The 18,963-nt window shown below is 67.4% G+C and carries 19 protein-coding genes and 2 pseudogenes; 11 read left to right on the top strand and 10 right to left on the bottom strand.

Annotation, left to right across the window (positions count from 1 at the left end; genetic code table 11):
- Positions 1-99, top strand: a pseudogene (locus tag ACWGDB_RS41215) (IS5/IS1182 family transposase); the annotation flags it as partial.
- Positions 100-291: 192 nt separating this feature from the next.
- On the opposite strand, the gene ACWGDB_RS41210 reads toward ACWGDB_RS41215, so the two are convergent.
- From ACWGDB_RS41210 to ACWGDB_RS41200, 3 genes are all read right to left on the bottom strand, one after another.
- Complete coding sequence (locus tag ACWGDB_RS41210; protein ID WP_453827183.1) at positions 292-1,758, bottom strand: sensor histidine kinase; 1,467 nt, start codon at positions 1,756-1,758, stop codon at positions 292-294.
- Positions 1,755-2,456 (bottom strand): response regulator transcription factor, encoded by a 702-nt coding sequence (locus ACWGDB_RS41205; RefSeq protein ID WP_383615651.1) that lies wholly within the window; start codon positions 2,454-2,456, stop codon positions 1,755-1,757. The genes ACWGDB_RS41210 and ACWGDB_RS41205 overlap by 4 nt, the downstream gene beginning before the upstream one ends.
- A gap of 116 nt (positions 2,457-2,572) precedes the next feature.
- Positions 2,573-3,421, bottom strand: a complete 849-nt coding sequence (locus ACWGDB_RS41200; RefSeq protein ID WP_453827182.1) for a helix-turn-helix domain-containing protein — start codon at positions 3,419-3,421, stop codon at positions 2,573-2,575.
- 179 nt (positions 3,422-3,600) lie between these two features.
- Between ACWGDB_RS41200 and ACWGDB_RS41195 the strand changes: the two genes are divergently transcribed.
- Positions 3,601-5,106 carry a sulfatase family protein gene (locus tag ACWGDB_RS41195; protein ID WP_453827181.1) on the top strand — a complete coding sequence of 502 codons (1,506 nt, stop codon included), beginning with the start codon at positions 3,601-3,603 and terminating at the stop codon, positions 5,104-5,106.
- Between the two features lie 554 nt (positions 5,107-5,660).
- Here the strand turns inward: ACWGDB_RS41195 and ACWGDB_RS41190 are convergent.
- Positions 5,661-5,972 carry an ROK family protein gene (locus ACWGDB_RS41190; RefSeq protein WP_453827180.1) on the bottom strand — a complete coding sequence of 104 codons (312 nt, stop codon included), beginning with the start codon at positions 5,970-5,972 and terminating at the stop codon, positions 5,661-5,663.
- 790 nt (positions 5,973-6,762) lie between these two features.
- On the opposite strand from ACWGDB_RS41190, the gene ACWGDB_RS41185 reads away from it, so the two are divergent.
- The 4 genes from ACWGDB_RS41185 to ACWGDB_RS41170 all read left to right on the top strand — a co-directional run bounded on the left by ACWGDB_RS41185 (position 6,763) and on the right by ACWGDB_RS41170 (position 9,553).
- The gene (locus ACWGDB_RS41185) at positions 6,763-7,965 is read left to right on the top strand and encodes a beta-1,3-glucanase family protein (RefSeq protein WP_453827179.1); all 1,203 of its coding nucleotides are present in this window, start codon (positions 6,763-6,765) and stop codon (positions 7,963-7,965) included.
- Between the two features lie 146 nt (positions 7,966-8,111).
- Complete coding sequence (locus ACWGDB_RS41180; protein ID WP_453827178.1) at positions 8,112-8,528, top strand: cysteine/serine endopeptidase inhibitor; 417 nt, start codon at positions 8,112-8,114, stop codon at positions 8,526-8,528.
- A 29-nt stretch (positions 8,529-8,557) separates the two neighbouring features.
- Complete coding sequence (locus ACWGDB_RS41175) at positions 8,558-9,280, top strand: chitinase (RefSeq protein WP_453827177.1); 723 nt, start codon at positions 8,558-8,560, stop codon at positions 9,278-9,280.
- A gap of 123 nt (positions 9,281-9,403) precedes the next feature.
- On the top strand, positions 9,404-9,553 hold the full coding sequence (locus ACWGDB_RS41170; protein WP_453827176.1) for a hypothetical protein: 150 nt from the start codon (positions 9,404-9,406) through the stop codon (positions 9,551-9,553).
- Between the two features lie 388 nt (positions 9,554-9,941).
- Here the strand turns inward: ACWGDB_RS41170 and ACWGDB_RS41165 are convergent, their stop codons facing one another.
- The 3 genes from ACWGDB_RS41165 to ACWGDB_RS41155 all read right to left on the bottom strand — a co-directional run bounded on the left by ACWGDB_RS41165 (position 9,942) and on the right by ACWGDB_RS41155 (position 11,557).
- Complete coding sequence (locus tag ACWGDB_RS41165; RefSeq protein ID WP_453827175.1) at positions 9,942-10,313, bottom strand: CAP domain-containing protein; 372 nt, start codon at positions 10,311-10,313, stop codon at positions 9,942-9,944.
- Between the two features lie 392 nt (positions 10,314-10,705).
- The gene (locus tag ACWGDB_RS41160) at positions 10,706-11,077 is read right to left on the bottom strand and encodes a hypothetical protein (RefSeq protein ID WP_453827174.1); all 372 of its coding nucleotides are present in this window, start codon (positions 11,075-11,077) and stop codon (positions 10,706-10,708) included.
- Positions 11,078-11,101: 24 nt separating this feature from the next.
- Complete coding sequence (locus ACWGDB_RS41155) at positions 11,102-11,557, bottom strand: DUF6924 domain-containing protein (protein WP_453827173.1); 456 nt, start codon at positions 11,555-11,557, stop codon at positions 11,102-11,104.
- A gap of 177 nt (positions 11,558-11,734) precedes the next feature.
- On the opposite strand from ACWGDB_RS41155, the gene ACWGDB_RS41150 reads away from it, so the two are divergent.
- On the top strand, positions 11,735-12,580 hold the full coding sequence (locus tag ACWGDB_RS41150) for a glycoside hydrolase family protein (RefSeq protein ID WP_453827172.1): 846 nt from the start codon (positions 11,735-11,737) through the stop codon (positions 12,578-12,580).
- Positions 12,581-12,721: 141 nt separating this feature from the next.
- The gene (locus tag ACWGDB_RS41145; RefSeq protein WP_453827171.1) at positions 12,722-13,219 is read left to right on the top strand and encodes a beta-ketoacyl synthase N-terminal-like domain-containing protein; all 498 of its coding nucleotides are present in this window, start codon (positions 12,722-12,724) and stop codon (positions 13,217-13,219) included.
- A 262-nt stretch (positions 13,220-13,481) separates the two neighbouring features.
- Here ACWGDB_RS41145 and ACWGDB_RS41140 read toward each other — a convergent pair whose 3' ends face one another.
- On the bottom strand, positions 13,482-14,126 hold the full coding sequence (locus ACWGDB_RS41140) for a TetR/AcrR family transcriptional regulator (protein ID WP_453827170.1): 645 nt from the start codon (positions 14,124-14,126) through the stop codon (positions 13,482-13,484).
- Positions 14,127-14,292: 166 nt separating this feature from the next.
- Here ACWGDB_RS41140 and ACWGDB_RS41135 point away from each other — a divergent pair, with 166 nt between their 5' ends.
- Together ACWGDB_RS41135 and ACWGDB_RS41130 are read left to right on the top strand one after the other, a co-directional pair.
- Positions 14,293-14,703: a PaaI family thioesterase gene (locus tag ACWGDB_RS41135; protein ID WP_453827169.1), complete on the top strand. Its 411-nt coding sequence runs from the start codon at positions 14,293-14,295 to the stop codon at positions 14,701-14,703.
- Between the two features lie 796 nt (positions 14,704-15,499).
- The gene (locus ACWGDB_RS41130; RefSeq protein WP_453827168.1) at positions 15,500-16,582 is read left to right on the top strand and encodes an ROK family protein; all 1,083 of its coding nucleotides are present in this window, start codon (positions 15,500-15,502) and stop codon (positions 16,580-16,582) included.
- A gap of 45 nt (positions 16,583-16,627) precedes the next feature.
- Here the strand turns inward: ACWGDB_RS41130 and ACWGDB_RS41125 are convergent.
- Together ACWGDB_RS41125 and ACWGDB_RS41120 are read right to left on the bottom strand one after the other, a co-directional pair.
- Positions 16,628-16,885, bottom strand: a pseudogene (locus ACWGDB_RS41125) (IS982 family transposase); the annotation flags it as partial.
- Positions 16,886-17,210: 325 nt separating this feature from the next.
- Positions 17,211-17,798 carry a TetR/AcrR family transcriptional regulator gene (locus tag ACWGDB_RS41120; RefSeq protein WP_453827167.1) on the bottom strand — a complete coding sequence of 196 codons (588 nt, stop codon included), beginning with the start codon at positions 17,796-17,798 and terminating at the stop codon, positions 17,211-17,213.
- Between the two features lie 155 nt (positions 17,799-17,953).
- Here ACWGDB_RS41120 and ACWGDB_RS41115 point away from each other — a divergent pair, with 155 nt between their 5' ends.
- Positions 17,954-18,913, top strand: coding sequence for an alpha/beta hydrolase family protein (locus tag ACWGDB_RS41115; RefSeq protein ID WP_453827166.1), 960 nt, complete (start codon positions 17,954-17,956; stop codon positions 18,911-18,913).
- Positions 18,914-18,963: the final 50 nt, after the last annotated feature.

Genomic DNA, 18,963 nt, shown 5'->3' with positions numbered 1-18,963 from the left:
CCGGACATGGTCCTGGCGGACAAGGCGTATTCGTCCCGCGCGATCCGCGAGCACCTGCGTCGACGCGGCATCCGTGCCGTGATCCCCGTCCCCGCCGACCTGGTGGATAGGACGACGCGGATCACCGCCAGAGCCAGGAACACAGACACCGGATGAAGGGCCGGAAACAGGCCGGCAGCTCTGAAGCAGGTGGAGGCGGAAGGGCTGTACCCCCCAGTAGGGCCGACAAGTCAGCAATCCTCCATCCTCACGCTGGCTCCGCGCGCTTCGAGCGAGTGCAGACGCGGGGCTTCATTGACCGGGCGCCCCGGTCAGCCAGTCCCGTGGCAGCAAAGACAGAGTGGTCTGCGCGTCCCGGACACCGGTGGCCGGCAGACGCAGTTCGAATCGGGTGCCGGGTCGCCCGTCGGGGCGGTCCAGTACCGCGATCCGGCCTCTGTGCAGGGCCACCTGCTGGGCGACCAGCGTCAGGCCAAGGCCGGACCCGGGGCTGGACGGGCCCCGGCGGAAGCGTTGGAAGACCTCCTCGCGGCGTTCGGTGATGATGCCGGGACCGTGGTCGTCCACGCTGAGCACCACGGTCTGATCACGCGGGTTGCGTGACAGGCGCAGGGTGACCTCGATGCGGGCGACTCCGTCCTCGGCGTGGCCGTGTGTCCACGCGTTGGTCAGCAGGTTGTCCACCGCCGAGCGCAGCCCCTGCTCCCAGCCGTGCACCCACAGCTCCGCGGCGGTGTGCACGGAGACGCTCACGTCAGGGTGCGTGCGCCGCAGATCGGCCACCGACGCGTCCACCAGCTCCGCGAGGTTCAGCGTCGCGAACGCTTCCGCCTCGACCAGATCACCCTGCGCGAGTGCCCTCAACATCACCAGCAAACCGAGCAGACGGGCCTGCTCACGCCCCAGGTCGTCCAAGACCTCCGCGCGGTCGGCAGGGTCCAGGTCGGGGTGGCCGGTCAGGATGTCGAGATTGGTGCGCATACTCATCAGCGGAGTGCGCAGCTCATGGGATGCGGTCGCGGCAAACGCGCGGGCGGTGGCGAGCGCCTCCCCGGTGCGGGCCACCTGTTCGTCGTAGCGGTTCAGCACCGTCTGAAGGGTCTGCGCCAAGTCGTCGACCTCGGCGATACGCGTCGGTGTGTGGTCCAGTCGCGCCGCACTGGTCCTCGGGTCCAGCCCACTGGTACGGCGCTGGAGTCGCCGTAGCGGACGGACGGCTCGGGCCGCGATCGCCCAGGCGGCTGCTCCGGCCAGTGGCGCGGCCAGCAGAGCCCCGGTCAGCACTCGCTGCCGCACCAGAGTCAACTCGTCGTCGGCGGTGTCGGGCGAGAACAGCCACAGATTCGGTGTGCCGCCCTGTTTCGCGGTGCCAATGCGCAGCGACAGTACGAGCCAGTCCTTGTCGCCGGAGGTCACGGTGACGGGGTCGGGGGCGGCGGCAGGCAGATCGGGGGGCGGGTCGGGCTGCGGACCGGCCGAGACCCTGCCCTGTGGGACGGTCAGCCATACGCCCACGTCGCGTGCGGAGTTGACCAGGCGTCGGTGCCGGGCCTCCTCCATGATCGGTTGGTCAGTGCCGACAACATCCAGGTACGCCTTGGCGTTCTTGGCCACCACCGTCGCGCGGGCGCGTAGTTGGGCGTCCCGGTGAGCCCGGAGGTCATTGCTGACGAGGTGCAGCAGCAGCCAGCCAGACGCCAGGACCAGCAGGGGCACGCTCGCGCCGACGGCGAGGGCGACACGGGTGGACAGTCTCATGGCGCGCCCTCGACGCCCGGCCGCAGTACGAAGCCGACACCGCGAACGGTGTGCAGGATCCGGGGCCGGCCGCCTGCCTCCAGCTTGCGTCGGAGATAGCTGACGAAGGTGTCCACGGCGTCGCTGCGTACCTCGAAGTCGTAGCCCCACACGCGATCGAGCAGCAGCTCGCGGGTGAGCACGACCCCGGCGTTGCGGGCCAGGACCTCGAGGACCGCGAACTCGCGCCGCGTCAGCTTCAGCGGCCGACCGTCCAAAGACGCCTCGTGCGCGGCCGGTTCAAGGACCAGGCCCGCGACCCGGACCCGGTCCGCGGCGGCGGGCGGGCGCCGCCGTAGCAGGGCGTGCAGCCGCAGGACCAACTCCTGAAGGGCAAACGGCTTGACGAGGTAGTCGTCCCCGCCCGCCTGCAGCCCGGCTACCCTGTCGTCGACCTCGTCCAGCGCGGAGAGCATCAGCACGGGTACGTCGTCGCCGTCGCCGCGCAGGCTCCGGCATACGTCGATGCCGCTGAGGTCCGGCATGGAGATGTCGAGGACGATGATGTCGGGGCGTTCGGCACGCGCGCCGGCCAGGGCGGCGTGACCACCGTCGGCCAGGGCGACCGAGAAGCCGCTGAGTCGTAGTCCCCGTTCCAGCGACCGGCGTATGGCCGCGTCGTCGTCGACCACCAGCACCCGCCCAGCTCTGCCTGCCATGCACACCTCGGTTCCGCGGCTCTCCGTAGGACACCGATCAAAGCATCGGAGCAGCCGGTATCTCCACTGTGAGCCCCGCAGCGGTCAGATATTTGCAGTTCGTCATCCTTGCTGAGTCATGTTCGCATCGCCCGATACTGCGACGGCGTACAGCCCATGACGCGGCGGAAGCTGCGGGAGAAGTGTTCCGGTCCGGAGAATCCGCAGCGCTGGCCAATGAGGGCGATCGTGTCGTTCCCGCTCTCCAAGTACTTGCGCGACAGGTCGATCCGGAGCTCGGTGAGATATCGATACGGGGTGGATCCGGTGGCGGCCTTGAAACAGCGCACGAAATGAAATCGGCTGAAGGAGACGAGGGAAGCCAGATCGTCCAGTGAGACCGGTCGCCCGAGATTTTCTCGCATGTAGGAGACGAGCGTCTCCAGTTGGAGCGCACTCAGCGTACCGGCCGGCCGCACGGCACCGTCCGTGTGTGGGGCCAAGACGTGGGCGGCGATGAACTGCGCCGCTGACTGCGCGTACAGATCGTCCGCGCCCGCCTCGCTCGCGACCACCAGCGCTCGCACCGTGGCCGCCAGGACGGGGTCGAGCCGCAGGCCTGGAAACACGTCCCGTAGCAGTGTGATGCGGGATGGTAAGTCCTCCTCGTCGACGAACCGGTGCAGCGTCTCCGGCGGGACGGTGAGGGAGGCGACCGCCGCAGGGACGTCTCCCTTCGCTGCCACGAGCAGGGTCCGGCTCAGCCCCGGGGGGATGATGCACACGTCGTCCGGCAGTCGGAACGCCGCCTCCCGGGCGGGCCGTTCAGGGGTCCCGTAAAGTCCCACCAGTCCGGTCAGCTGAGCATACAGCGTGATTCCCGACGCCGATGGAATGTAGAGGGTGTGGATGCTTTTCCGTAGCACCGTCCTTCGCACCTGAAGGGCGTGCCACGTTCCGCCACCCGCCCCGCTGGTCGGCTCCAACCGCTATTGCCCTCTCTCCCGATTGTCCTGCCACTGTGCAGGTACTGGGTAAAGAATGCGGGCAGTTCCAGGTGGTCGCAAAGTGATCGATGCCGGATTAATTCTCCGTGAGCCGGAATAATTCCAACTAAGCTATTTGATATTGACCGGCTCCGATTCGCGATGGCACGCTGCCGGACATGATTCGCACTCGTCAACTTCTCCCATTGATAGCCGGCGTGGTGCCGTTGGCGCTCGCGGTCCAGAGCGGGGTGAGCGGGGCGGCATCCGGAGCCTCCCCCGCCGGCGCTGGACAGGCCACTGTCGCGGCGGAACGGCCGAATATCGTCTTCGTCCTCACCGACGACATGTCCTCGAACCTCCTCCCGTACATGCCGGAGGTCCGCAAGCTCCAGTCCCAGGGCACGACGTTCAGCGACTACGTGGTCAGCAACTCGCTCTGCTGCCCGTCCCGTTCGTCCATCTTCACCGGCCGGTACCCGCACAACACCGGAGTCCTCAGCAACGAAGGACCGAACGGCGGCTTCCAGGCCTTCCACGACGGGGGACAGGAGCGGGACACCTTCGCCACGGCCCTGAAGGCCAAGGGCTACCAGACCGCGATGATGGGCAAGTACCTCAACGGCTACAGCCCCGGGGACACCGTCGACGGTCAACGGCCGTACGTGCCACCGGGCTGGAGCCAGTGGGATGTCGTCGGCGGCGGCTACAAGGGCTACAAATACGACCTCGCCCACAACCACAGTGTCCAGTCGTACGGCGACAGGCCCAAGGACTATCTGACCGACGTGCTCAGCAAGAAGGGCAATGCCTTCGTCAAGAAGTCCGTGGCGGCGAACAAGCCTTTCCTGCTGGAGGTCGCGCTCTTCACGCCGCATGGTCCGTCCACGCCCTCGCCCCGGGACGAGGACGCCTTTCCCGGACTGACGGCGCCGCGCAGCCCCGCGTTCGACACCCTGCCGACCGACGCGCCGCGATGGCTGGCCGGACAGGACCGGCTGACGCAACGCGAGAAGAAGGAGATCGATGAGAAGTTCCGCAAGCGGGCGCAGTCGCTCCAGTCGATCGACCGGATGATCGGCAAACTCCGCGCCACCCTTGCCCGGGCCGGCGAAGCCGACAACACCTACTTCGTCTTCAGCTCCGACAACGGCTTCCACCTCGGCGAGTACCGACTCAAGGCGGGTAAGCAGACCGCGTTCGACACCGACGTCCGCGTACCGCTGGTGATCGCCGGCCCCGGCGTCGCCGCCGGGCGGACGAGTGACGCCCAGGTGTCGAACATCGACCTCGCACCCACTTTCCAGCGCATCGGTGGCGCACCGGTGTCGTCCCGGGTGGACGGGCACAGCCTGCTTCCGCTGCTGGACAGCGGCTCGGACGCCAACTGGCGCAAGGCCAACCTCATCGAGCACCGCCAGGCCAAGAGGTCGCCGGGAGACCCCGACAACAACGGTGGGGAGAGCATTAGCCCTCCTAACTATCACACCCTGCGCACCAACGCATACACCTACGTCGAGTACGGCAGCGGAGCCAAGGAGTACTACGACCTGCGCACCGACCCCTATCAACTCCGCAACACCGTCCGTCAGTTGAGCGGCGAGCGGCGTGCGGAACTGCACGATGCGCTGACCCGCCTGAAGCAGTGCGACGGCGACGGCTGCTGGAGTGCCGGACATCCCTAAGCCCTCCTATCCATGTCGGGGAAAGGAGACTCCGATGCCCTGGCCGTCCCCATTCGGCCCGGGCATTGGTCCGTTCCGGCGCGAAGCGCAGTGGTTCACCGAGCGCCCGGTCAGCTCGCCCCTAGGCCCCGATGCCCGCCTCGACCGAGTGACGGAGCGACATCGGCGGGGTCCGCTGTCGGTGCCGGGCGACGGCGCCGAGCGCGGCTGCGAAGGAGCCCCGTCGGGAGAACGCACCTCAGCGTGCGGACCCGGACCTCGTACGGCATGGGAGTCCAGCTCGTGCGCGATCGACTCCATGACCGCCGGACAGGCAACGACCAGTTCACCGCCCATGACGATCACGTCCTGTCCGACGGCTTGGCACATGTCGGCCAGCACCCGGCCGACCTGGGTGCCGGCTCGCGCTACGAGCGAATGTGCCGTGCGTTTCGCCCGAGCCCACAGCGGACTCCAGCTCCGGTAGATCCATGGCAGGGCCGCCCACGCTGCGACAGGCGTTCAGCACGGATCCGACCGAGGCCAGCGTCTCCCGGCACCCCGTTTAGGCGCACTCACAGCGCGCACCCGTCCGGATCCACGGTGATGTTGCCGAACTGCCACGCGATCCCGTGAGGACCGCGGTGCAGCCGGCCAGCCACCACGAGCCCGCCGCCGACGTCGTGCGACAGCCGCAGGTACAGCGCGTTCTGCTCACCCGTGGTCGCGCCCCAGACGGTCTCGGCCAGTGCTGCGAGCCGTGCGGCGTGGTCGACCGGCGCCCGGGTTCCGAAGCGTTCGCGAACCAGCTCCGCCACGCCGCCGTGCCGGGCGGTCAGCAGGGAGCTGCGGTCCGGCCATCCCCACGCCGATGCCGTTGACGCCACCCGATCGCAGCGTCCCGCCGGTCACGGCGTCCGCCAGCCGCCATGCGAGATCGACCCGGACCTGCCATACCGCGTCGGCGCTGTGCTGCTCGTGTGGTGTGCCGACGATCTCGTGCGACGCGTCCATCGCGGCCACCAGCACCGCATCACGCGCGAGTTCGATGCCCGGCACATGGCCAGCCTCGGGATTCAGGGCCAGGACCTCCCCCGGGCGACCCCACTGGCTCCCGGTCGCCGGTGGTACCGAGGCGAGGACGGCGCCGTATTCCAGGAGCGTGGCGACGACGTCGTACAGCGTCGTGCGGGACAGACCGCTCGGGCCCCCCAACCGGCCCCGAGTCATAGGACCGTACTTGCGTAACAGGTACAGGACCAGGAGTCCGTGTCGTGTCGTCATTTTCGGCATGACGGAAGACGCATCCCCCTTCGATCACGACTGCGCCGGAACGGCGAGTCCATCGCGCGCGTGGCGTGAGGAAGGTAGAGAGCGTTCTTGTGGGAACTCTGTGAGCCGCCGGAGGACCTTCGGCGGCCGTCACGGCCCGGTGTGACGCGGCCGTCACCGATTTTCGACATGTCATTTCTGCCACTCCTTGGCGGATAAATTCACGCTGCGTAGCGTCTTCTTCCGTCGGCAGCAAATGGCTCCAACAGCCGTCCTACGCCACGCGCACACCGTCACCGGCGTGCGGTAGCGGCCTCGTTTCCTGCCGGGTCCCGTCAGGCGCCGGAGGTGCGCCTGTTCCCCACCCGCTTTCCGTCCCGCACGGTGCAAGGAGAGGAACCCTGTATGACCACCTCGCCCGATTCCTATGTGCTCACCCGCCGGAGAATGCTCACCGCAATGGCCGGTGCCGCCGTCGCCGGATCCGCGATCGCCTCCGCCACTCCACGCGCGTTCGCCGCGGACGACGACGAGCCGGCCGCCGCGGCCGCTCGCGGGCTGCCGCTGACCGTCGTCAATCACAGCGGTGAGTTCGCCAACCGCTCCGTCCATCTGTACATCGTGGGCAGCAAGGGAGACCGGCAGGTCAGGGTGACACGGCGCGGCACCGTGGAGCGAGTCAAGCTCTCCGACAACCGCGACAACGGCTTCACGGACTACGCCATCCCGCTGGCTGCCCGGGGCAACACCGAGCTCCGACTGCCGTACATGTCCGGCCGCATCTATGTGGCGCTTGGCCACAAGCTGAAGTTCAAGGCCGTCCGGGGCGCGGACGGCAAGGTCGCCCTACAGCATCCCGCGGGTTGGGTGGAGTCCGACCCCAACTACCCCGTGCTGCACGACTTCGTGGAATTCACGCACAACGAGTCCGGCATGTTCTGCAACACCACCATGGTCGACATGTTCAGCGTGCCGATGATGATCCGGCTGAACGGCGCCAGGGACCACAGCACAGGCAGGATCCGCGACGGCGGTCGCGCCCGGATCTTCCGCACCCTGCGGGACAACCCCGACTTCTCACGCCTCGTCGTGGGCGAGCGGCGCGTCATCGCCCCCAGCCACGGCCTGGACGTCGGCCGCTTCCCGCAGCAGTACTTCGCCCCCTACATCGACCGGGTCTGGAACACCTACCGGGACAAGAGCCTCGTCGTCAGGACCAATGCCGGCACCTTCACCGGCCAGGTGCGGGACCATAGACTCACCTTCACCGGCCCGGCATCGGTCTCCTTCGCCAAGCCATCCACCCGTGACGTGCTCTTCTGCGACGGCGCGCTCGCCGCTCCCAACGACGGTGTCACCGGCCCCGTCGCCGCCGTCCTGGGCGCCGGCTTCAACCGCTCCACACTCGTCAGCCACCGCAAGCAGCCCACCACCCGTGCGTCCGGCTTCTACGACACCGCCGTCACGAACCACTACGCCAGGGTCATCCACGCCGCGACCACCAACGGCAAGGCATACGGCTTCGCCTTCGACGATGTGGCCGACTGGGCCTCCTACATCCAGGACACCAGGCCCCGGCACATGCACCTGACGCTGACGCCCTTCTGACCCGGTCGATCAAAGTGCGCTGACGGCTCCTTTCTGACAGTCGTTCAGTTGCTTCGGTCGACTGCGGGTGCCGAAATCCAGTCAGGCGCCCATCCGTTCCTTCCTGATTCCCAAATCATTCCTGACCCGAGAGAGGTCTGTCCGTAATGCAGATGAAGCGCCGCACGCGTGCGGTTCTTTCAGTGAGCCTGGCCGCTGCCGTCCTGGGCATAGCCAATGCCGCCCCCGCTTCCGCCGTTCCCTTCGGCAAGGTCAAGCACGGCAAGGCAACCTTCTACGACAACGTCGGATTCGGGGCCTGCGGAGACCCCATCGACGCCGCGTCGCAGATGCTCGTGGCCGTGTCGCCGAAGTACTGGAAGGCGGCCAACCCGAACAACGACCCGCTCTGTAATGCCAAGGTCCGCCTGACCCTCCGGGGCAAGACGATCACTGTCCCCGTCGTGGACAAGTGCATGGGATGCGGGCCCAAGCACATCGACCTCAGCAAGCCGGCCTTCGCAAAGCTGGCTGATCCGGACAAGGGCGTTCTGCACAAGGTCAAGTGGAAGTTCGTCCGATGACCCGTACATCCAGCCAAGGAGTTCCCACCATGCCCAAACTGCGCATTCTCTACGCCCTCCTGACCACCGTGCTCCTGGCTGCGACCGGGATCGGCCTGACCTCAACGGCGTCCGCCGCACCGGCGGCGAGCGGCGACTTCGTCGTCAGCAAGGCCGAGTACAACAGGATGTTCCCGAACCACAAGCGCTTCTACAGCTACGACGCCCTGGTCAAGGCGATGAAGAAGTTCCCCGCCTTCGCGGACAAGGGCAACGCCAGGACGAAGAAGCGTGAGGCGGCCGCCTTCCTCGCCAACGTCAGCCACGAGACCGGCGGACTCGTTTACATCGTCGAGCAGAACAAGGCCAACTGGCCGTCGTACTGCGACACCACCCAGCCGTACGGCTGCCCGGCCGGCCAGGCCGCGTACCACGGTCGTGGCCCGATCCAGCTCAGCTGGAACTTCAACTACAAGGCCGCCGGCGACGCGCTCGGCATCGACCTGCTGCACAAGCCGGGGCTCGTGCAGCAGAAGCCGGTCGTGGCCTGGAAGACCGCGCTGTGGTTCTGGATGACCCAGTCCGGCGCGGGCACCATGACTCCGCACAAGGCGATGGTCGACGGCCACGGCTTCGGCCAGACGATCCGCAGCATCAACGGCGCCATCGAGTGCAACGGCGGCAACCCGGCGCAGGTGCAGAGCCGCGTAAAGACGTACAAGAAGTTCGCCGACATCCTCGGCGTCAGCCCGGGCAAGCACCTCAGCTGCTGACCCCTCTGCGCAAGCGATGACGGGAAGTCCGGCGGCCCTCCGCCCGAACCAGGTTCCGGGCCGCCGGGCTTCCCTTTCTCATTTCCGTCAACTGCCTCCTTTCCTGTATGCGGAGCGGATCACATGAAACGCACCGCCGTGCTCGTGAGCGTCGCCCCGCTCGCTTCCTTGGGCTCGACTCACGGCCTCGCGCACGCTGAGACAACACTCGCCCCCGACGACGGGCACGGCACCTCGTTCTTCGACCGTGAGCAGGACGCGACGCGGCGCTGAAGTTCTGGACGACTGCCCGCCTTCGCACGGCCGAGGAGGTCTCAACCGCGCCAGCCTCAGCGAACGCCGGCGCCATCCCTTCGCCCGCTGCCGACGAGGGCCCGGCGCTGACCGTCCCACCGCTCCCCGCTTCGGCATCGTCGGACGTCGATGCCGCCGGGGAGGAGCAGGTCACCGCCCTCGCCTCCACGTCCAAGCCCTGGCGCGGCGGTGGACTGATCCGCAGGACATCGGGCAACGTGTTCTTCCAGAACGCTGGCGGCGCGACGTTCTCCTGTTCGGCGACCGTCGCCAACAGCAGGAACAAGTCCGTCGTCCTCACTGCGGCGCAATGCGTGGTCGATCCGGCCACCGGCAAGGGCTACCGCAAGTGGGTGTTCATTCCCGGCTACTCCCACGGCGAGCGCCCCTTCGGCACGTTCACCGCGAAGAAGCTCTTCCACCAGCCGGTGTATCCCGCCGCTTCGACGCGGTAGACGATGGTGCTCCCGTGGGAGCCGATGTGCCCGACGAAGTTGTGCTTTGCCATGGCTGCCGAGTGACGCTGCGCGGCCTTGTGCAGGGCGGGCTTGATCTTCAGTGTCGGACAACCAGCCTTCCTGCGTTCGGCGTTGGTCAGCTGGACCATGGCCTTCTGCATCGACATCGCGCTGACGGCAGCGGCCCGGGAAACGGGTGCGGCCGATGCGGACGTGGTCAGCAGCGTGGTGGAAGCGATCGTGCCGACCAGTGTTGTCGCCAGGTACCGGGAAACGGACATCGTGTCTCCTCCGCTCGGGAAGTGCGCAGGAAATTCGGACTTTCCTGCGGAGGAGATGCGAACCTATCCGCCGACGCAGCTCGCCGAGGCACGGAAATTGCGGCGCGGGCGACTGCTGTTACTGACCCAGAATTGGCCCGTTTCTGGTCTCGATGATGAACCGCCGCCCCCTGTACGAAGTGGGTGCGACACAAATTAATTCCGGTTCATATCACGGTTGTTGCACCCGACGGGAAGATAAGTGCTGCAAGTTCGTCATCAACACGAAGAGTTGGTTCTGAGGCTGCTGCGTCGGCACGGTCCGCTGTCCCGGGGCAAACTGGTCGCCCTGAGCGGGCTGTCCCGGACCACGCTGTACGACATCGTGGTTGCCCTGGTGGACAGCGGAACGGTCACGGCGTCGGTCCCTGAAGTCGCCAGGCGCGGGCGCGGCCGTCCGGTGGAGAAGCTGGCGTTGAAATCCGGCCGCCGGGCAGGTGATCGGCATCGACTTCGCCCGGCCGGCGGTGCGGGTGGCGGCCGCGACCATCACCATTGTCCTTCGCGCCCGACAGCACCCAGGAACCGACGACTCCGGCCAAGGGCGAGTCCAGCCAGACGAACATCGTCGGGGGCTCCAAGCCGGCCGCACGATAGGCCTCGGCCACCCCTGCCTCGGTCTCATCCCGGTCGGCGGGACCGGTGGCCAGGCCGTGGGCCAGCCACTCGACCGCGACCTCGGACATCGCACGGACCCGGGAGTCGGTGAGCTTCTCAATCTTCACGGTTCGGTGTTCTCGCTCGCACCGTCAGGTTCGGAAGATATGTTCCGGGTCCTGGGCTGCCGCATGGGCGTACTCCCAGAAATCAAGGTGTCCGATGGCCAGGTTCACGTGCATCTCGTTGACCAGCACGGGCAGCAGGCGGAACTCACAACCCAGTTCTTCGTCATCGTCCTCGTCCAGTTCCTCATCCCGGGTCGAAACCGCGAGTAGGGCATGCTCGCCCCTCATCGCGGCTCCATCGGCGAGGAACACGACCTCCAGCCTCGGATCGCCCAGCAGAGTGGACAGCACCACCTCTTCCGGGCTCGCCCCGTCGAAGGCACGGTCGTCCAGCACGTGAGTGTGCCTCTCGTACTCGGCGCATGACTCGGCGAGCTGCTCGACCACCACCTGCCATGCTTCGTCGTCCGAGAAATCCGTGCGTACGACAAGGGCCTCGGTTTCGCAGTCATGACCCTTGCGGTCGATCAGAGGTCTCATGCGCTCACCCTAGCTCCCGAGTCGGCAGCGAATTCGGCATGCAGGCCCGGATTCATGCGACACCGCAACAACCGTCGTTCGCCGAGCAATTTCTGACCGATGCCCTCTCTTGCCGATGGATAGGTTCACCCACAAGTCCGAAGGAAAGACGATGAGTTAGGGAGTCCCATGCGGAAGATGCGCCTTCTCATCCTGCCGCTCGCACTGTCAGCCGTGCTCATGGTCGGCGGCCGGGGTGGAGCATCCCCGCAGCCGCCGTCCGGTGACGACGCCAGCGCGTCCGCGGCCGCGGTGCGGAAGAAGGGCGTCAGCGCCTGGAAGTTCGACGGTGCCATCAGGGCGCTCTCCGACGCGAAGGTCGGCTGGTTCTACACCTGGTCCTCCGGCCGGGGCGGGATCAGGGCTCCGGCCGGCGTGGAGTTCGTGCCGATGATGTACGACGCGGGATCGGTGACCGCGGCGGAGCTTCACCGGGCAAAGAAGCAGGGGAAAATCCTCCTCGGCTTCAACGAGCCCGACCGGGCAGACCAGGCGCACATGTCGGTGAAGCAGGCGCTCGACCTTTGGCCCCGGCTCCAGTCAACCGGAATGCGGCTCGGCGCTCCCGCTGTCGCGACCGGTGGCGATGTCACCGGTGGCTGGCTCGACCAGTTCATGAAGGGTGCCACCGCCCGTGACTACAAGGTCGATTTCATCCCCCTGCACTGGTACGGTGCGGACTTCGAAGCCACACGCGCGACCGCCCAGTTGCGCAGTTACCTCCAGGCCGTGCACCAGCGCCACAAGAAGCCGATCTGGCTCACCGAATACGCGCTCATCGACTTCACGAACGGCACCCCGCGCTATCCGACCAAGGCTCAACAGGCGGCGTTCGTCAAGAAGTCGACAGCAATGCTCCAGAAATTGCCGTACGTCAAACGCTATGCCTGGTTCACGCTCTCCACGGACCGCGGCCACGAGAGCGGCCTGTACAACGGCGCCAGGGCCAACAGAGTCGGCGCGGCCTACCGTGCGGCAGGGTGACCCTCCGCATCCAGCCCGCCGACACGTCCTCTCCCAGGCAAAGCAGACCGCAAGCATGGCCCCTAGGGCGAACCCTGGCAGCCTGTGATTCCCCAATTGCGTACCCGTTGGCGTCGAGTCGACCATCGTCGACGCCACGGGATGCCCCGAGCATCCTTACGACGGCGGGTACGCGGCGGCCGCCGAGGTGCCCACTTCCCGCGGCACGCGGCAGTCCTGGACGACGTGGACTCGTTCGACGCCGGTTTCTTCCGCATCTACCCGCGGGAGGCAGGGCTGCTGGACCCCCACCGTCTCGCCCTCGAGCCGGTATGGATCACTCTGGAGGACAGTGGATACCGCCCCGCCGACCTGCCAGTCAACACCGGCGTCTTCCTCGGCGTTTCGGGGAACGAGCCCCGCGGGCGGGGCCGTCGAGGGCGGCGCGCGGCAGTTCGGGTTCCCGCAGGGCGGCTCAGGCCTGGGGCTCGCCGCGCTCGCGCACCGAACGGCGCGCCCCGGCCATCAGCCGGGTGCGGACGCGAACGACCTGGTGTCGGCTTCGAGGCGGCGGGTGAGATGCCGGCAATCCTCGACTGCAACCAGGACCTGTGGTCCGAACCGGCCGATCCACGACAGAGCCCGGCTGTGCCCGGCTGAGGTGGCGGGGGCCGTCACCGCCCTCAACACCGATTCGTCCATGTGCAGCTGGTCCCCGACCGGGAGGCGATCCCACAGAGCTTCGTTCACCTTCGCGTTGAACCGCTCCGGTGTCGCTGGGTCACCATGCCTTGGCAGGTCGGACAACACCGTTAACAAACATCACCACCAGGACAAAACGCTCTTCTAACCTTGGCCAGATTGGTTGCCGCACTCGTCAGCAACGCAGCCACGCGGCTCTCATCACTTCGCTGCCGTCCGGCTACCAGGGTTCGATCGCTGCGGCGCCTCGTGTGGCAAGGGTTGCGATGTCGCGGGCGAAGCCGTCCACGTCTTCAGGCCAGCTCTCGGGCGGCTGGAAGATGAGCAGGGTGACGGCACCGTGCAAGGCGGCCGCGATGGCTCTGGTGAGCGCTGTCGCGTCGCCGCGGAGCGCGCCTGCCTTCACACACTCCTGGACCGTTCCACGCAGGAATCGGAAGCAGGCCGAGGCTACTTCCCCGCTGGCTGCGGTGGCGGGGCCGGTCATCACGAGACGGTAGCGGACCGGATGAGCCAGCCCGAACCGCACATAGGCGACCGAGCGCTGGTGGAGCGCATTGAACGGGTCGTGCGAACCGGCGTCGGCTTCGCCCATCCAGTCGCCCAGCTCGCCCCAAACGCGTAGGCACACGGTGTGCAGCAGTTCGAGACGACTTCCGAAGTGCAGGTAGACCGCCGGAAGGCTGACCCCCACCGCCTGGGCCACGGCCCGGATGGTGACCGCGTCCTCACCCGCCTTGTCGAGCAGCTGCTCGGCCGCCTCGACAAGTTCGTCGCGCAGTCGCGCACCGTCGCCGCGTCGCGCCCGTCGCCGCCGCGGCTCGGCGGCGGCCGGGGTGGAGGGCTCGGAGTCGAGCGGGTCCATCGTCAGCACCTGCCCTGCGAGGCGGCAGAGTCGGCCGCCCCGGAGCCGATGCCGCTGCCGCGAGAGGTGGTGGGTGTCATCACGTCACTCGTCTCCGTGTTGTGGATCAGGGTCGCCGCATGTAACTTGTCGGCGTTAACTTAACTCTATAAACCAAGGATAGCCGATGACTGTCACCGCTGAGGAGATCTACGCCGTCGCACCGTTCACGGAAACGCTCGGAGTGCGCTTTGCCGCGATCGATGCGCCGGAGGTTCGCGCCCGGCTCGACTACGCGTCGGCTCTGTCCACGCTGGGCGGCGGCCTGCACGGCGGCGCGCTGATGGGGCTGGCGGACGTGGCAGCCGCCGTGTGTGCCGCAGTGAACGGGCCAGAGGGCACCCTGCCTGCGACCATGCAGTCCAGCACGCTGTTCCTGCGGCCGGTGCGCGGCGCAGGCGCATTCGCGACGGCACGACCCTTGCACGTCGGCCGGAACACGGTCACCGTCGAGGTCGACATCAACGACGAGCAGGACGTCCTGTGTGCCCGCATCACACAGGTCGTCGCGATTCGTACACCCCCCAGCCAAGCCTGATCACCCAACTGCCCCTGCGATCACTCTGCGTTCATCATGTCCGACGGATACAGGCGCACCCGACCGCGGTGACGGGCCGGGTGGTCGTACACGTGGGCGAGGCAATCGCACGACACAGTTGACGAGTTGAAGCAGGTCGGCTCGGGCGCGCACCACAATGACCAGGGCCTGCGGAACCGCCCGGAATGTGATGGCACCCTCGAGCTAACAGCAGGCGCTGGCCCTGTCTTCATGCGCGTACTGCCGGAGGATCACCCGACCATGTATTCGGTTCGCAGTGCAGGTTCCACGATCGGTTGGGAAACAGCGGATCAATGGTTACTCGATCGGTAGCCGGATGCCGGCGCGGATCGCGGTGAACGCGTTGAACAGGCGGACATGGTCGACGTCGAATCGCCGCCGGTAGACCTGCCAGAGACGGGGCGGTGACTTCCGCAGTGGCGTCGGTGCCTGACCACCACAGCAGGCTGCCTTCAGTGGTGCTCCGCTGAGCTCGCGGCGGGCCCGCGTCACACCCGCCGTGACGTCATATGGGCGGCTCACAGAATAGCCACAAAGATCCTCTCTACCTTCTCGGGCCAGAAGCGGCGGACTGACCACCGCCGTTCGACATCACAGCGGTACCAAACGAGGGGACGTAGCTTCCACAATGCCGACTCAGATGACACGGGCCTCCGCCCCGACCGACGATGCACGACAGCACGGCTCACCGTCCCGGTCACGCCAAGGGCACGAGACCCTGATTGTGAGCCTGTTGCGAGAGCACGGTCCGCTGACGCGGGCAGAGTTGGGGACCTTGTGCGGTCTGTCCCGCACCACGCTCTACGACGCCGTCTGTGGGCTCATGGACAGCGGCACCGTCCTCGCGTCGATACCGGCAGCGGCCCAGCGCAAGCGAGGTCGTCCGGCGGAGGTGCTGGCCCTGAACCCGTCAGCCGGCCATCTGCTCGGCATCGAATTCACAGGACGGGCAGTCCGGGTGGCCGTGATGGACGCGGCGCACGAGATCGTCGGCACGGCGGCCGAGCCGCACGCTCATGACACCTCGCGGCAGGCCCGCATCGACCTCGCGTGGCGGCTAGCCCACAGCCTGACGGGCCAGGCGCTGCGGCCAGGCACCTTCCGCGGCATCGCTCTGGGAGTGCTCGGACCGGTCGCCTCCCCGGACCGCGACACCCTGCCGGCGCACTGGCACAACACCGTTTCAGCGCTGGTGCGCGAGCGCTTCGGCGCTCAGGTACTGATCGACAACAACACCAGGCTGGCCACACTCGCCGAGACGATCTGGGGCGCCGCCGCCGGTGAGCGGAACGTGCTCTACCTACGGCTGTCCGACGGCGTCGGCGGCGGACTCGTCATCAGCGGCACCCTGCACCGCGGCGCTCACGGCCGCTCCGGGATGTTCGGCCACATCACCGTGGACCCGGACGGCGCGCCCTGCAGGTGCGGCGGGACCGGCTGCCTGGAGACGGTGGCCTCGGTCGGGGCCGTACTCGACGCCTACCGCGCCACCGGAGGTACGGCGGCAGACATGCCGGACCTGGTGGCAGCGCTGGAGTCCGACGACCGCGCCGCGCACTCGGCTCTGGCACGGGTGGGCGCCCACGTCGGCCGGGTGCTGGCCGACGTGAGTTGCGCCGTCGGGCCCGACCTGATCGTCCTCGGCGGTGAGCTGGTCGACGCCGGTCGAGCTCTGATGGCACCGATCGAGCACGTACTCAACACACATGCCGCCCAGCGCTCATACGAGGTGCCCCGAGTAGTTCCGGCCGTACTCGGTGACTCCGGCACCGCCCTCGGCGCCATTGCCTTGCTCCAGCAGAACATGACTCGTGGTGTGCCCGGGCCGCAGGAGAGAGCCCAGGTAGCCCTTTCCTGAGCCGGAGACGTCAACCGCTCAAGCGTCCGATCACGCCAGGCCCTGACGCTTGCTGTAGCCGGGCTGCTTGGGCAGGTACGGAAAGAGATGTCTCAGGTGGCAATGGGCGTGGCGGAGCCACCTGGCCTCGGAGGTGAAGCCGAGCATCGCCTGCATCATCGCCGGTGTGACCAGCTCGGCGTCGGTGAGCCGCGGAGCAATCCCCCACGGCCGGCCGCCATGGCGCGAGATGCGCAGACGCCGTCAGCAGGTCGTCGGTCTTCATCTGGAGTGCGGTTGCGGGGTGTCCAACTCTGTCTTCACACACTGACGTCGGACGCCCTCGTCCCATGCGCGCAGCCGATCCCTTGGAATCAATCATCTGGGGGGAGAAGGACGGGCCACAGCCCTGTGCAAGATCGGACCGGCCTGAGCTTGTCATTTCACCTCTGGTCTCGAACGTCGTCGGCGTCCGACCGGTCGGTTGGGGAAGGTTGCTGAGGGGCCGTCATGGGCCCGGACTTTTCACACACTGCAAGTCTCGGAAGGGGGTCCGTCCCGCCTTTGAGGGAGAACGGGTTCGGCGAACGAATCCGGGATCGGCGGGGGCAGGTGGCATCTGATTGATCTTGCTCGCGCAGAGGGACGTTCATGAGAGCCGCAACCCCTGAAGGAGCAGTTCGATCAGCCTTCGAGGATCGTAGCGGGGGTCGATGTCCCGTCCGATGCAGAGGTTGCCGATGCCACGCATGAGTTCGTAGGGCTGGATGCCGGGCCTGATATTGCCTGCCTCGACCGCGGCGTCGAGCAGTTGGGCGCAGACGGGCATCAGGCGTTCGAGGAATTGGGTGTGCAGCGCTGCGAAGCGGTCGCTGTCGGACTGCAGGGCGTCAGCGAGTCCGTGCTTGGTGACCAGGAAGTCGACGAAGAGGTCGATCCACTGCTGCAGTGCGTCGAACGGGGAGGCGGCGTCGGCCAGGAGGGTCGGGCCGGCCTCGGCACATGCCTCGATCTGGTGGCGGTAGACGGCGGTGACGAGGTCCGCCCGGGTCGGGAAGTGGCGGTAGAGCGTCCCCAGTCCAACGCCGGCTCGGGCCGCGATCTCCCGGATCGGCGCATCTACCCCTGAGGTCACGAACACCTCCGCGGCGGCGTCGAGCAGGATCTGCTGATTGCGCACCGCGTCCACCCGCTTGCTGCGAGCGGACGCTCCCTTGGACTGGCCTGCAGTGGGCACCACGCACTCCTTCCAGTGACTGTTGACGAAACGGATCAATGTTCCGTATTTTAAGTGGAACAACGATCCGCTTTCAGCCTAGCTGAAGGCGGGCGCTCCGCCCTACCTGCTGCACATGCGACCAGCGGCAGGGGCCAGCGAAAGGCACACTCATCATGAGCAATCCCGCCTACACAGCCGACACCCTCGGCTCGCCCACGCGCGTCCTCTCGGTCAGCCCGGTGGTGCTGCCGTCTCCCGGCCGAGCCGTGGACCTGCAGGTACGCATCTCCGCCCCGATGACCGGCAGCGAGCTTCCGATCATCCTCCTCTCGCACGGCCTCGGCTTCTCCAACAACCTCTCCTCGCTGAACGGCTACGCACCTCTCGCGAACACCTGGGCGGCACACGGCTTCGTCGTGATCCAGCCGACCCATCTGGACTCCAGGACGCTCAGCCTGAACCCGGACCAGCCCAGGGTCGCCGCGCACTGGCGTACCCGGGCCGAGGACATGACGCGCATCCTCGACCAGCTCGATGTGATCGAGGCCGCCGTCCCACAGCTCCCCGGACGCGTCGACCACAGCCGAGTCGCGGTGGCCGGGCACTCGATGGGCGGGCACACCGCCAGCCTGCTGCTGGGCGCCCGCCTCACCGATCCGCACGACGGAACCGAGGTGGCCCTGGCCGAGCCCCGGATCAAGGCAGGTGTGCTGCTTGCCGCGCCCGGCCGGGGAGGCGACGCTCTCACCGACTTCACCGAGAAAAACTACTCCTTCCTCCTGACCACGGACTTCTCCACGATGACGACCCCCGCGCTCGTAGTCGCCGGCGACAAGGACGACTCCGCCTTCCTCACGGTCGCCGGACCGGACTGGCACACCGATCCGTACGCCCTCTCCCCGGGCCCCAAGTCGCTGCTCACCCTGTTCGATGCGGAGCACGGGCTCGGCGGGGTCTCCGGATACGACGTCGCCGAGACCACGGACGAGAACCCCGAGCGGGTCGCCGCACTCGCACGGCTCACTTTGGCCTACCTGCGCAGCGAGCTCTACCCCGAGGACTCCGCCTGGCAGACCGCGCGTGACGCGCTGGCCTCCCGCCCCGACCCGCTCGGACGGGTCGAATCCAAGTAGGTCTTGGGAGGAGATATGCGCGGTGGCGCCTGGGGCATGCCCCAGGCGCC

The organism is Streptomyces sp. NPDC055013 (assembly GCF_053608645.1).
Note: the sequence above shows the minus strand (reverse complement) of the source record. Positions and strands in the feature narration are given on the sequence as shown.

Coding starts and splice junctions, on each gene's coding strand:
- ACWGDB_RS41155 (WP_453827173.1), bottom strand. CDS start 11,557: ATGAGACCTCTGATCGACCGCAAGGGTCATGACTGCGAAACCGAGGCC.
- ACWGDB_RS41180 (WP_453827178.1), top strand. CDS start 8,112: ATGCAGATGAAGCGCCGCACGCGTGCGGTTCTTTCAGTGAGCCTGGCC.
- ACWGDB_RS41145 (WP_453827171.1), top strand. CDS start 12,722: ATGCCCCGAGCATCCTTACGACGGCGGGTACGCGGCGGCCGCCGAGGT.
- ACWGDB_RS41165 (WP_453827175.1), bottom strand. CDS start 10,313: ATGTCCGTTTCCCGGTACCTGGCGACAACACTGGTCGGCACGATCGCT.
- ACWGDB_RS41195 (WP_453827181.1), top strand. CDS start 3,601: ATGATTCGCACTCGTCAACTTCTCCCATTGATAGCCGGCGTGGTGCCG.
- ACWGDB_RS41150 (WP_453827172.1), top strand. CDS start 11,735: ATGCGCCTTCTCATCCTGCCGCTCGCACTGTCAGCCGTGCTCATGGTC.
- ACWGDB_RS41205 (WP_383615651.1), bottom strand. CDS start 2,456: ATGGCAGGCAGAGCTGGGCGGGTGCTGGTGGTCGACGACGACGCGGCC.
- ACWGDB_RS41210 (WP_453827183.1), bottom strand. CDS start 1,758: ATGAGACTGTCCACCCGTGTCGCCCTCGCCGTCGGCGCGAGCGTGCCC.
- ACWGDB_RS41140 (WP_453827170.1), bottom strand. CDS start 14,126: ATGGACCCGCTCGACTCCGAGCCCTCCACCCCGGCCGCCGCCGAGCCG.
- ACWGDB_RS41115 (WP_453827166.1), top strand. CDS start 17,954: ATGAGCAATCCCGCCTACACAGCCGACACCCTCGGCTCGCCCACGCGC.
- ACWGDB_RS41170 (WP_453827176.1), top strand. CDS start 9,404: ATGAAACGCACCGCCGTGCTCGTGAGCGTCGCCCCGCTCGCTTCCTTG.
- ACWGDB_RS41135 (WP_453827169.1), top strand. CDS start 14,293: ATGACTGTCACCGCTGAGGAGATCTACGCCGTCGCACCGTTCACGGAA.
- ACWGDB_RS41185 (WP_453827179.1), top strand. CDS start 6,763: ATGACCACCTCGCCCGATTCCTATGTGCTCACCCGCCGGAGAATGCTC.
- ACWGDB_RS41175 (WP_453827177.1), top strand. CDS start 8,558: ATGCCCAAACTGCGCATTCTCTACGCCCTCCTGACCACCGTGCTCCTG.